The sequence below is a fragment of the Azohydromonas aeria genome, from assembly GCF_009760915.1.
Classification (GTDB): Bacteria; Pseudomonadota; Gammaproteobacteria; order Burkholderiales; family Burkholderiaceae_C; genus Azohydromonas; species Azohydromonas aeria.
Genome location: NZ_VIDQ01000133.1, coordinates 1 through 11,996 on the forward strand (window position 1 = coordinate 1; position 11,996 = coordinate 11,996).

Here is an 11,996-nt window from a genome sequence, read left to right on the forward strand (position 1 = left end):
AGGGCTTGAAAACCTGCCGCGCAACTGCCTTGGACAGCGAGACCAACGCCACGCTGCTCGGCCGAACCGCTGCTGAGCCCAGGACGCCCCACCTACCACGGTCAAAAGCGAGTAAAGCAGAGCGTCCTTAGCTCCTGGGACGGCTCGGTCACCGCCCGTGCTGCGGGCGCCAGACATTGGACGACGCGGTGCACGCCATGTCCGGCCTGCCTGCGGGCAACCGGCGTACGTCGTGTCGAGAGCAGCTGCTTTCAGCAAGGTGCAACCCAGCCCAGATTGCCGCGCCGCACAGCCTGCTCGATGGCAGCTGCGGCCGAAGCGCCTCGAGGCCCGAGCAGGCACCGCAACTCGCCCAGTGCGGCCGCAAGCTGCTCCAGGCAGGCCCTGCACCACGACAGCGGCAGCCCCGGATCACGCGCGGTGTGCAGCAGCGTCCTGGTCATGTGCCGCAGCACGCCCACCTCGTCGAACACGCCCAGCCGCGCAAGCTTGGCACCGCCGAGCACGTAGTGGTGGATGCGCTGCGGCTCGCTGGCGTGCCGGGCAAGGCACACGTCCCGCTGCAGCGCCTGCCAGCGCTGCAGAAGCTGCTGCACCGGCCGCGCCAAGCCCGTGGACGTCGCCTGCAGTGCAGCGGTGCCACGCGCGCGCAGATGGGTGTCATGGAGCGACTTGTCGCCTTCAGCAGGCGATCCGTCGGCCAGGTTCGGTGAGGGATGGTTGTTCAATGCGACGTTTGAGGCTTGGGCTGCGGGGTGCAGGACGGGGTCACCCTGCGTGACAACCCAACACGGCGCTGCTGGCGCGGCGCGGGATCTCAGTTCACGTCAGGGTGTCCAGCAAATCCGGCTTGCGGTCCGACGCAGCGGCAGCCGACCTTGGAATGCCCAGGTGCCAGCGGTTCACCGCATCGCATGCAAGTCGGAAGAACAAGACGGGTGGCAGCCGAAGTTGCGCGGGATGGGAAAAGGAATCTGAGGCAAACAAGCGGTCAGCCCACTCCACGATTCACCCGGTAAAGCCAGGGGCGCTGCAGCTGCATGCCCCAAGCACCGTCGAAGCCATGGTGGTGGCGAAGAATTAGACGAGGCTTAGGCAGCCAGCCGGCCACGGCGCTGGTCGGTATCCGGCTTCGGACACATGGGTGTTGCACTTCCCTGGTCGGTGTCCTGGAAAAGGAAGGGGCGGCAGCGCGTGCTGCGCGGGGTGGGAAGTGGGAGGGGGGAGAAGCGCCCCACCGCCGCTGGTGTCGCCCTGAAAACCTGTTTGACCTGGTGGCCGTCGTAGTCAGGGCGCGGTGCGCCGACGCGGTTGCGGTGCCGGCGCCGGCGCCGTACCGGGTTGCTGGTGCTGGGGCTGGTCCAGACCCGCGCGCAGCCGCGCGTGCATGTCGGTGAGCGTGGCGCGAAGGTCATCGTCCAGCACGTCGCGCAACTGCTCGCCCAGGGCGTCGAGCGTTTCGTCATCGCCGCGGTCGGCCGCGCGCTGCATCTGCTCGGCGAAGGCGTCGGCATCGAAACGGAGTCCCTGCGGCGTCGGTGCCATCGGCATGGGCGGTGCGTGCACCGGCGCGGCAGACGCGGTGTCCTGGCCGCCGGTTGCCGTGACTGCAGCCGCAGCCGGCGGCCTGGCGCGCTCGCGCAGCGCAGCCTTGGCCCGGTCGGTGGCGCTCGCAGCCGGGGCAGCAGCGCCAGCACCAGCGCCCTCGCCCTGCGCGTCGTTGACCGCCGGCGGCACTTCGACCGGTTCAAACCAGTCGGCCACCGTGCTCATTTCGTCGCGCAGGCTGACATAGACCCGCTTCAGGCCCACCACCTGCGCTGGCTGGATGGACTCGATGCGGCGCTGGATGCGGCGCTCGATCTGCTCCTTGGTCACACCGAACTCCACAGCGAAGGTGTCGAGCAGCCGCTTGATGCCCTCGGGGGACGTGTCGGCCTTGGCGCGCAGCGTGGCGCTGGCCTGCTCCATGGACATCTCAGTCACGTCGCCCGGGATCTGCGCCAGGATGCAGGCGCGCTTGCGGCGCGCGGCCTGGTTGGCGCAGAGCTCGTAGATGTCGCGCTCGTCCTTGAGCCGGTAGCCGCCCTGCTTCGTGTCGCGCCAGTGGCGCACGAAGAACTGGATGACCTCGCGGTTGTTGGCCTCGTGGTCGATGCAAAAAGCCTCGACCTCGGACACGCCCACGCCGTCGGACCCGACGTAGCGGCCGATCTCGCGCCAGCCGCTGGACAGATGGCGCCAGCACTGCGCCATGGCCTCGGCCGCGCGGATGCTCGGGCCCACCACGTCGGTGCCGCCACGGCTGTACTGGTACTGTGCCTTTTCAGCCAGGGTCTGCCGCGTGAAGGCGTTGCGGATGCGGTCGCACGCGTTGATCACGTCGCGCGGAAACCGCCTGGCCACCATCGCCTGCGTCATGACCTCGGCGCTCTCGCGCGCTTGCATGGCCCGGGCGCCGGCGCCCTCGGCAGCGCCGCGTGACGTGCCCGGCGCGGTGTCGAACGGGTTCTGGACCACTTCAATGTCGCTCATGGCTTGCTCCTGTGAAGGGGGACAGGGAGGCCGGCGCTGCGAGCGCTGCCAATTCCCAAAAAAGCTCACTTGTCGTCCTTGAGCCGGAACTGCCGTCCAGATTCGCCGGTGCGCAGGAACTCCCGGTAAAGCGCCGGGTGCGCAGCCTCGAAGGCGGCCGCGTCGAAGCGCCGGGCGGGCTTGACGGCCCGCCATGTGGCGAGGGCGTGGCCGCTGGCGTCCACCAGCGTGTCGGCCTCGCCCAGCGCCCCCATGAGCCGCGCCTTCAGTGCCGCCTCGGCTGCGTCCAGCTGCTCGCGCTGCGCCCGGAGGGCGCGCAACTCGTGCACCGCGCGCAGCGCGTCGGCGTCGGCCACGGCTTGCCCTGATCGACTGGCGTTGCCAAAGCGGGCGAGCATGTCGGCCACTGTCTCCGGCTCGGGCGGCTCACCGCGCTCCACCAGGGCCCAGAACTCCGCAATGCCGTCCTCGATCAGCTACTGCAACTCGCGGTCGGCCTCGACCACGAACTCGTCGTAGTCGGCGCCGCCGAAGAGCACGGGCACGAACGACACATCGACGCCGGCCAGCAGCATCTCGTGCTGCACTTGTAGCAGGTAGTGCTGCGGTATGTCGGGCGAGCCGGACTCGCCCCACCCCTGGCGCGTGCGCGCGGTCTTGGCCTGGACGTTGAGGACGCCGGGGAGCCACGCATCCAAGTGCGCGAACAGGCGCCCGCGCCGCATGGTGTCCGGCGCAACGACCAGCAGATCGTCCGGGTGCGCGCGCTGGAACTCGGAGAGGATGAACGGCTCGACGGCCAAGCCGAAGCGCATCGCCAGGTTGTCCGAACTTTCCGAGGCCTCGCCGCGCTTGACCTGGTAGAGCTCGAACCGGGTCTGATACGGGCTCAGTCCCAGGGCCGCGGCACACTCGGAAGCGCCCACGCCGGTGCGGCGCAGCGCCTTCTGGGCTTCAGTGAGCATGGCGCAGCCCTCAGCTTCAGAACGGGCAGCCGTCCGTACGGCCCCAGGTCGCAGGCATCGGCGGGGCCTTGGCAAGCAGCCGCAGCGAGCCGCGACAGCCCATGTCGCCGCACCAGCCGCCGCCGCGCTCGAACGCCACGCCCAGGCGCTGCGGCTCGATGAGCGTCACGCGGCCGATGCGTCCGTCCGTGCCCTGCACCGTGTCGCCCAGCGCCAGCGGCTCGCTGTAGGGGTCGAAGGCGGTGGCGGCGCCCTCCCCTGCCATGGCCGCCAGTTCATCGTCGCCCTCGGTGGGGCACACCGGTGCGAGGTACGCCGGCATGAAGGCCCAGGGCACGCCGTCCAGCATGACCAGCACCAGCCCGAGCGAGGCGCACCCGGAGTGCTCGACCACGACCCCCTCACGGCCGGCCAGGGCCGCGGCGCCCTGGGGCTCGAAGCGATTCAGGTCCTGCTCCAGCAAGTCGTCGGCGGTGGCATCGACCCGCACGCGCTGCCCCGGCCGGAACGCGGAGCGCGGCATGGGGCGGGGATCGGCCCCGATCCGCTCCCGGCCGTGCAGCAGGTAGTTCGGCACGAAGGACAGCCGTCCGTGCACGCCGGTGGCGACAGTACCCGGCGGCGTGCTGCGGCGGGACTCCAGCGCCAGCCGCTCGCGCAGGTGGGGCGCGGGAGTGGCCTTGTGGGCGTCGGCGAGGCGGTTGCCGATGACGGGACCGAGTTGCGACATGGCATGACTCCAAGGGAAGGAAGGCCAGCGAGAGGGGCCGCCGACCGAGGCCCGAACGGCTCAGGTCCAGAAGAAGGCAGCGGACAGCAGCGCCAGCAGCAGCCCCGCAAGGAAGCCGGCCACTTCCCAGGCGATGCGGCTGCCGTGGCCGTTGCGGCAGCACCGCCGGATTGCGCAGGGCTCACCCGTGGCGTGCCTCGTTGTCGCGCGTCGGGCACCCTGCCCCGCGCTGGCAGCGGTGCCCGAACTGGCACGGCGGGCAGGTCGGGTCCTCGCCTTCCTCAGCCACGCAGGCGGCCTCGTGCTCACGAGTCAGGGCATCGACCCGATGCCGTCCGGCAGGGTCCACAGGCGGACGCGCCGCGAGCCAATTGATGGCGGATTGGTGGGTGGCGCTGCTCATGCCATCGCCCCCGAGGCACGCGCCACAGCCACCTGTGCGGCCTCCACCAGCACCGCGATCCGCGCCGCCCGGGCTTCGGCGTCGGATGCGGCAGGCAGATCGGTCAACGCCTGGGCCACGGCGAACAGGTCCGGGGCCGCCTTGAGCAGATGCGCGTTGACCAGGACCGGCACCACGGCCACCATGCCGCCAGGGCTCGGCCGGTTGTCGTGATGCACGGTTCGCCCGCTGGCTCCCAGGTAGTACGGGCCGGGTTCAAAACCGACGCCATGGGAAGACGGCTGTTGGCCAAAGGCCGCCGCATGGCCCCGCGCCGGGGGCCACGGGCTGCGCGTGATGCACAGCCCTTCCATTCAGACCCCCGCGCGGTTGTAGTGGACGTAATCGCGTTGGGCTATCCAGCGATCCTCGGCGGCGGAGGCCGCCCAGGGGTCAGCGTAGTCGTCGGGCTCGCTGTCGTCGGCAAGCAGGCCGTTGTAGTTCGCCTCAGCTTGCGCCAGCCACTGCTTCAGTTGCTCTGGGTGAAAGAAGCCGGCGTCTTCACAGAGGTCCACGCCGCTTTCGCCAATGACGCAGACAGTCGGGATGATTTCGACGTCACGACCCCGGTGGTCCTCGCTGACTTCAATCTCGTACCCGATGACGACCGGGATGCCGGCGAAGTTGCTGTTGAAGGTGAGAGTTTCGGGGGAGAACGGAAAACCACTCATCGCTTTCTCCTGCTGCACCTGCCCTGGTGCATGGATGGATTACACCATTTGGTGTTTATAGTAGCAACACCAAATGGTGTAATAAAGGGCAAAGCACTGTGATGCGCGGCAACAGGCCAACGCAGCTATCGGCTGTAGCTACTGGTGATCGTTAACAGCGCTGCTGTCCGATGAGATGGCAACCAGTTCATCAAGTCATGCAGCGGGAGTGGCAGTGGAACGTCGGACGGATTGGCGCTGCCCAGTTCTAAAGAACTTATGCCCGGGCGCGCTTCGCCCCATGCTGGATCAGAGGCCACAGCCGATTGAACACATCGGCAACCGAGCCTTCGTCATCGTGTTCCTTGAGGCTGTCGGCGGCAGCATCCACCAAGAGCAAGAAAGCCGCTGGAGCCATCGATACATCGAGCCGTTCGCAGTGAGCGGCAAGCAAATCTGCGACAGCACGCCAGCGCTGGCTTGAGACTGCATTGGATGCCGCCGGCAGCGGGCTGGCCTCGTCAGGCTTGTGCGGCGTGTCCAACCACTTGTCGGGCAGCCCCAAAGCGGCTTCGACCTTGCGCGCGGCCTTTTCCCCAAAGCTTTTGCCGCCTTCCAGCAGGTCGCGCCAGTAGGTGTACCGGCCGTAGTAGTTGCTGGCGAGTTCCTTTGCCCCAAGGTTGCGCTCCGCGCAGACTCGGCGCAGGTTCTCGATTCGAATCAGCCGCTCATCACTCATGGCGGCAGTGGACCGCCAGATTTAAACCGTTTGGTGTTTGCGCGTCGTACACCGTTTAGTGTAGTCTGATGTTCCATGGACTCCAAGCTGCGCGCCTTCATCAACGCCATGCCCGACGACCACGCGAGGCGTCGATTCGCCGAGCGGTGTGAGACCAGTCTTGGGCACCTCAAGAACGTGATGTACGGGCTGCGGCCATGTGCGCCGGACTTGGCCGTCAGCATCGAACGGGAGTCCGGACGGTCGGTGACACGCCGCGACCTACGCGACGACTGGCACAGGTTCTGGCCCGAGCTGATCGATGCCCCAGAGCGAGCTGGTGGCGCATCGGCTCCAATGGAGCTGTCACCAGTGCGGCAAACGGCCCTGCAGTTTTGCCAGGGGACGCCATAGCGGTAGCCTAACCGGTGCCAGCTGCCGTGCTGCTGCCCAAGTCCGTTCAAGCCGCATGTCGTGCTGGTTTGGGGGCCGGCTTCTGTGGAATGAAGCCAACCCGGCGCGGCTGCTGAGGCCGCGCCTGAACGCAGTCAAGGTCCCTGATGAACGTCACCACCGTCATGCTGTTCAACGAGCAGCGCGACACGCTGATGGCCGCCGCCGCCAATGCTCGCGAGCAAGCCAAGGCATGCGCCGAGAGCCTGCGCCTGCTGCCGGCCCTGCAGGCCGAGTACAGCAACCGAGTCGCCGCGCTGGGAAACGCCATCGCGGCGCTGGACGTCAATGCGCAGCCTGGCAACCTGGCCGTGGAGCTGCGGGAGCTTCAGGAACAGCATGCGCGGCTGCAGCGCCAGCTCAACGAAGAAAAGGCGCGCGGCGACACGCTGGCCGCGGCGTTGCGCAACGCGCTGGAGCGCCTGGGTTCCATGCCGAGCCCGACCGGGGTCGAGGCCGCTCGTGGTTTGGCTGACGTCGAGCCGAGCGTCGCCGCCCCGGGTCGCCCTCTGGCGCGCTCTTGGCCCGCATCGTCATGACGCCGACCACTGCACCCGACGCCGATCCCATGCCACAGCCGCCTGCGCAGCCGGACTTCGACGCCTGTTGCGGCAACGGCTGCGAGCCCTGCATCTTCGATCTGTACGATCTGGAAATGGATCGATACCGGCAGGCGTTGCGCGCTTGGCGAGCGCGTCATCCCGAGGCGCCGCAGGCCAACGGCTGAAACGCGCGTCGTCTCGCCGCTCGGTCCGCCCGGCGTCTTTCCCGTCTGTGTGGCGGGAAAGCCCATGCGGCGGAACGTTGGCAGGCAGGTGGGCGGTCCCCGGGAAGGCCGACGGCTGGCGCTGGTCACCACCGCCACTGCAGCGGACGCCGGTTGCATGGAGGACTCGATGCCCCGCCAACCCACCGAAGCCACGGCCCGCGCGCTGGTGCTGGTGGCCAGCGGCCGATCCGTCCAGGAGGCCGCCACGGCCGCAGGCATCGCCGTCAGCACGCTGACGCGGGCCATGAGGCGCACTGGCGTGACCACGAACCGGCGGCGCAGCCGGCGCACGGCGGTCGAAATCCAGGCAGCCATGGAAGCAGCCAAGGCACAGGCCCAGGCACTGGCCGTGGAGAGGGAAGCCCGACCACCCAAGGCGCCCACGAAAACCGCGTTGCAGCGCCTGCATTGGCTGCAGACCGAGCTGGAGCAGCAGGGCCGCAAGGAAGCCGCCGATCTGCGCGCGGTGCTGGACTGGGTCGAGAGGAAAAAGCCGTCCCGGTGAGGATGAGGCCTTGCCTGTTGCGACGCGTACAGGCGATCCGTGTGGCGGCGGTGCGACAAGCAGATCAAAAGATCAGAAGCAAGCCGTAACGTCAGAGGCAGAAACAGGCGCCAATGCTACGATCCTGCGTCTGAAAACAAGCGTAATCGGAGGCGCTTTTGAAGTTCGTCGACGACGACATCACGATGGCCGATGTAGGCGTGCAGGCGGACCGCGTGCATGCGGTCGTGTCGCAGGTGCGCGCCCAGATGCTGGCGCCCGAGGTTCGCAAGCAGGCTCCTGCCTTCAACGCCGGCCAGATCCAGACGCTGGCCGGGCTGGACAAGGCCAAGTACGACTACTGGATCAAGCAGGGCGAACTGCCGATGGGCAGGCTCAGCCCGAGCGGCGCGAAACGCGAGTTCACGCTGGCCGAGGCCCGCCAGTGGGTGCGCGCAGCGCGCGGCGACGAGCTCCGGCCCGAGGGGGCCGCAGCCGCGACCATCGCCATCGGCAACTTCAAGGGCGGCGTGACGAAGACCACGACGGCGCTCACGCTGGCGCAGGGCTTGTCGCTGCGTGGCCACCGGGTGCTGGTGATCGACTGCGATCCGCAGGGCTCGCTCACCACGCTCTTCGGCATCCTGCCCGACACCGAGGTGCACGAGGCGGACACGATCCTGCCGCTGCTCTCCGGCAGCGAGGCGTCCATCCGGCCGTCCATCAGGCAGACCTACTGGGACGGGATCGACCTGGTGGCGGCGGCGCCCGTGCTGTTTGCCGCCGAGTTCGCGCTCGCATCGCGCCAGGCCGAGAGCGCGGACTTCGAGGTGTGGCGGGTGCTGGATGAGGGCCTGCAGGACGTGCGCGCCGAGTACGACGTCATCGTGATCGACACGCCGCCCTCGCTCGGCTACGTGACGATCAATGCCCTGATGGCCGCCAACGGGATCGTGATGCCGCTGCCGCCCAATGCCTTGGACTTCGCCAGCTCGGCGCAGTTCTGGCGCATGTTCAAGGACGTCACGGACCAGATGGTCTCCCAGCGCGGCGCCGAGAAGACGTTCTCGTTCATCAGCGTGTTGCCGACCAAGGTGCAGTCCACGGACCAGTCGGCCACCGGTGTCCTGAAGTGGATGTCTGCCGCATACGCCGAGCGTCTCCTGCCCGTGGAGGTGCCGACGACCGTTGCCGCCAGCGCCGCTTCCGCGGCGTTCGGCACGGTGTTCGACGCCTCCGCCGGCGATCCTCGCACCGTGAAGCGGGCGACCGCCGCCTACGAGCGGGTGACGGAGATGATCGAGGACGAGATGCAGAAGTACTGGCGCAAGCAAGCCGAACGAAAGGCCCGCCATGACTAACCCTGCCAAGAGGGCTGCCGCCATCACGTTCGACAACCTGGGCCCGGCCACCGCGGCGCCGGCGGCACCCGCGGTCCCGGCTGCTGCACCCGCGCGGCCAGCGGCGCCGACGGGCATCGGCAAGATCTCCGGGTTCTTCCAGGACGGCCACAGGACGAAGGCCGAGATCGACCGGCTCACGCAGCAGGTCTCGCAGCTGGAGAAGGAGCGCGGCGCCCAGCCGATGGACCCGGCGCTGATCACCCCGTCCCGCTGGGCCAACCGGCACGCGGACTCGTACACCACCGCGGAGTTCGAGGCACTGAGGGCCGAGATCCAGGATGCGGGCGGAAACGTCCAGCCCATCAAGGTACGGCCCCGGCCGGATGCCAAGGACGGTGAGCCGCAGTACGAGATCGTCTTCGGCCACCGGCGCCACCGCGCCTGCCTGGAGCTCGGCCTGCCTGTCCTGGCCGTCGTGCAGCCGCTGTCCGACACCGAGCTCTTCACGCACATGGAGCGTGAGAACCGCAACCGCCAGGGCCTGTCGGCCTACGAGCAGGGTGCCATGTACCGGCGCGCGCTGGACGAGGGGCTCTTTCCCTCGATGAGGAAGCTCGCCGAAGGCATTGGCCGCGCGATCAGCGATGTCGTGAAGGCGACGCAGATCGCGCAGCTGCCGTCCGCCGTGCTGGAGGCGTTCCCCTCCCCCAACGACATCCAGTTCCGCTGGGCCACGGATCTGAAGGAGGCTGTGTCGCAGCATGAACAGGCCGTGCTCGCGGCGGCGAAGCAGGCGGCTGCAGATCGCCTGCCCGCGCCGGAGGTGTACCGCCAGCTCACTGCGTGCCTGAGGCGCGAAAGCCCGGCCCCGGCGGCGCCGCTTCCTGAGCGCAAGTTCAACCTGGGCGCGGGGCGGCGGGCCACCATCGCCGTGGACGACACCGGCCATACGGTCCTGAAGATCGCTCCGGGTGTCATGCCGCCGGAAAAATGGAAGGCGCTCGAATCGGCATTGAAGGCGTTGTTGGACTGACGCGGCCCGGTGCTCGCCGTTTGACCGTCGAAGGGTAGTGTGCTCGGTCCCCTGCCCTTTTTGTTGCCGGATTGCTTTCCGTGCACATCGCGGTGCGCAGACACACAGCGGCCTGTGATTGGGGATGCCGCCGGGCGACCTGTCGAGCTAGAGATCCTTCATGCTGACGTGCCGCCTATGGCCCGGATGGTATGGTGATAGACCGTCTAGCGGGGCATGCCGGCGTAGGCTGCTGCCGCTCTCTGCGTCTGCAAACTCAAGGTGCTAGACCGTCTATCACCCCGCCTCCAAGCTGTCACACCATGCTGCGCATGACGGTGTGCCTCGACGCGCTGCTAGACCGTCTAACGGAGCGGGGCACCGTACGCTGCCATCGCGGTCTGCAGTTGAAGGTCTGGGTGCTAGACGGTCTAGCACCCCCGACTGCGAGCCAACCGCCCAGCCGTCTCACCGCTGCGCCTAGCAGTGCGCCCGATCCGCAAGGACCGATAAACGGTCTATCACCCCAGCCCTGAACGACACGGATGGTGCTCGGCATCGATCCAGCTCGCGGCCTGCAGTCCACGCAGCTTCGATGCCGACTTCAGCGCCGCAAAGGCTTGCAGGTGCTCCGGCCGCGGTTTGGACCGCTGCGCCCGGTGCTCGACTGCCTCACGTTCGCGCTCGCTGTCTTCGCGCTCGCCGGCCAGCGTGTTGGGACCCTTTATCGACCCGTGCACTGCTGCCTCCTTGTGCCCGCTGGAAGGCATCACGGGTCGCCTCCAGTCCTCACCGCTGTGGATCAGGTGGATCAGGTAGCCGACGGGTTCGCGTGCGGCAAGGATGGCAGGCAACCGGTGCGCCATCACGTCTTGCACCCACACGTCGTGTGCGCGTGCCACCGCCAACACCTTGCGCATGGCGTCCGGCTGTATCACCTGCAGCAGCGGCTTCAGGTCGTCGCGTACATGGACGACTCGGCTCCCAGCAGGTTCCGGTGGCCTCGGGGCCTTGGTATCGGCAGCTTCTTCAGCGGCCTGGGGCGCAGCCCCTTCGCCCCCTGAAGGGTTTGGTTCTTTATCTACCGGCTGCGCAACGTTTTGCGCACGCGGGCCGAAGAACAGGGCGTCGGCGTAGGGCGTGAGCCAGGTCTTCCCGATGGGCGTGCCGGGACGGCGTGCGCCATGCATCTCTTGAGGTGGGCGCGCGATGAGGCCCCATGCCACCAGGTCGGCGTTGGCGCCGGTGATGCTGCGGCGGCAGTAGTCCGTCGCGCCTTGAAGTTCGCGCACTGCCATGTCGAACACGCGGCGCCGGCCGCGGTCATCGACGCCGCTGAGGTCCGCCTTGGCCAGGTACTCGTACAGCACGGCCTCGGCCCGCGCAGGCAGGCCGCGCAGCTCACCCCGGTGAGTCTGTTTCCCAAGCCGCAGATGGGCCTCGTGAATGGGGTCAGGGAGGTCGCGCGAGCGGCGGCAAGAGGGCAAGGGCGCGCGTGCGCCTGCCCGATCTGTAGCAGACAGGTACATGAATCTGCAGGGACGAGTTCACCCGCGTGTTGCGGATTCCCTCGCTACCCCTACACTTCAAGCCTGCTATGGCGGTGTGTAGATCTCGGTGAGGGATCACGCATCACGGAGAGAGGCTCGGGACGGGAATCCCGGGCCTTTTCTCTTTTCGGGCTCAGGTTCTCTGAGTTGTCCCGGTCCTTTCTTCAGCTTTGGGCCAACTGCGGGAATTCAGCCGGCACCTGGGTTGCATCGTCTAGGGACGCTCTGCTTTACTCGCTTTTGACCGTGGTAGGTGGGGCGTCCTGGGCTCAGCAGCGGTTCGGCCGAGCAGCGTGGCGTTGGTCTCGCTGTCCAAGGCAGTTGCGCGGCAGGTTTTCAAGCCCT

The 11,996-nt window shown here is 68.0% G+C and carries 15 protein-coding genes; 6 read left to right on the top strand and 9 right to left on the bottom strand.

From position 1 onward, the window contains the following. Positions 1-251: 251 nt before the first annotated feature. The 8 genes from FJ694_RS34755 to FJ694_RS34790 all read right to left on the bottom strand — a co-directional run bounded on the left by FJ694_RS34755 (position 252) and on the right by FJ694_RS34790 (position 6,061). Positions 252-728, bottom strand: a complete 477-nt coding sequence (locus tag FJ694_RS34755; RefSeq protein ID WP_157272095.1) for a hypothetical protein — start codon at positions 726-728, stop codon at positions 252-254. Positions 729-1,287: 559 nt separating this feature from the next. Further along, positions 1,288-2,535, bottom strand: coding sequence for a hypothetical protein (locus FJ694_RS34760; protein ID WP_157272096.1), 1,248 nt, complete (start codon positions 2,533-2,535; stop codon positions 1,288-1,290). Positions 2,536-2,600: 65 nt separating this feature from the next. Then, a complete protein-coding gene (locus tag FJ694_RS34765) occupies positions 2,601-2,933 on the bottom strand; it encodes a hypothetical protein (protein WP_157272097.1) in 333 nt (110 codons plus the stop codon). A 78-nt stretch (positions 2,934-3,011) separates the two neighbouring features. After that, complete coding sequence (locus tag FJ694_RS34770) at positions 3,012-3,500, bottom strand: YqaJ viral recombinase family protein (RefSeq protein ID WP_157272098.1); 489 nt, start codon at positions 3,498-3,500, stop codon at positions 3,012-3,014. Positions 3,501-3,516: 16 nt separating this feature from the next. Continuing rightward, positions 3,517-4,230 carry a hypothetical protein gene (locus FJ694_RS34775; RefSeq protein ID WP_157272099.1) on the bottom strand — a complete coding sequence of 238 codons (714 nt, stop codon included), beginning with the start codon at positions 4,228-4,230 and terminating at the stop codon, positions 3,517-3,519. Positions 4,231-4,629: 399 nt separating this feature from the next. After that, a complete protein-coding gene (locus FJ694_RS34780) occupies positions 4,630-4,986 on the bottom strand; it encodes a hypothetical protein (protein ID WP_157272100.1) in 357 nt (118 codons plus the stop codon). Beyond that, on the bottom strand, positions 4,987-5,343 hold the full coding sequence (locus FJ694_RS34785; RefSeq protein ID WP_157272101.1) for a hypothetical protein: 357 nt from the start codon (positions 5,341-5,343) through the stop codon (positions 4,987-4,989). 256 nt (positions 5,344-5,599) lie between these two features. Then, positions 5,600-6,061: a hypothetical protein gene (locus tag FJ694_RS34790; RefSeq protein WP_157272102.1), complete on the bottom strand. Its 462-nt coding sequence runs from the start codon at positions 6,059-6,061 to the stop codon at positions 5,600-5,602. A 75-nt stretch (positions 6,062-6,136) separates the two neighbouring features. Here FJ694_RS34790 and FJ694_RS34795 point away from each other — a divergent pair, with 75 nt between their 5' ends. From FJ694_RS34795 to FJ694_RS34820, 6 genes are all read left to right on the top strand, one after another. Continuing rightward, complete coding sequence (locus FJ694_RS34795) at positions 6,137-6,454, top strand: helix-turn-helix domain-containing protein (RefSeq protein ID WP_157272103.1); 318 nt, start codon at positions 6,137-6,139, stop codon at positions 6,452-6,454. A gap of 146 nt (positions 6,455-6,600) precedes the next feature. Next, positions 6,601-7,032, top strand: a complete 432-nt coding sequence (locus FJ694_RS34800) for a hypothetical protein (protein WP_157272104.1) — start codon at positions 6,601-6,603, stop codon at positions 7,030-7,032. After that, positions 7,029-7,220, top strand: a complete 192-nt coding sequence (locus tag FJ694_RS34805; protein ID WP_232540363.1) for an oxidoreductase-like domain-containing protein — start codon at positions 7,029-7,031, stop codon at positions 7,218-7,220. Before FJ694_RS34800 ends, FJ694_RS34805 begins: the two co-directional genes overlap by 4 nt. Positions 7,221-7,389: 169 nt before the next feature. Further along, positions 7,390-7,767, top strand: coding sequence for a hypothetical protein (locus FJ694_RS34810; RefSeq protein WP_157272105.1), 378 nt, complete (start codon positions 7,390-7,392; stop codon positions 7,765-7,767). A gap of 158 nt (positions 7,768-7,925) precedes the next feature. Next, entirely contained in the window at positions 7,926-9,107 is a 1,182-nt protein-coding gene (locus FJ694_RS34815; protein ID WP_232540361.1) for a ParA family protein, read from the top strand. Then, positions 9,100-10,122: a ParB/RepB/Spo0J family partition protein gene (locus FJ694_RS34820; RefSeq protein WP_232540362.1), complete on the top strand. Its 1,023-nt coding sequence runs from the start codon at positions 9,100-9,102 to the stop codon at positions 10,120-10,122. Before FJ694_RS34815 ends, FJ694_RS34820 begins: the two co-directional genes overlap by 8 nt. A gap of 500 nt (positions 10,123-10,622) precedes the next feature. Here the strand turns inward: FJ694_RS34820 and FJ694_RS34825 are convergent, their stop codons facing one another. Continuing rightward, entirely contained in the window at positions 10,623-11,471 is an 849-nt protein-coding gene (locus FJ694_RS34825; RefSeq protein WP_157272106.1) for a hypothetical protein, read from the bottom strand. Positions 11,472-11,996 lie beyond the last annotated feature (525 nt).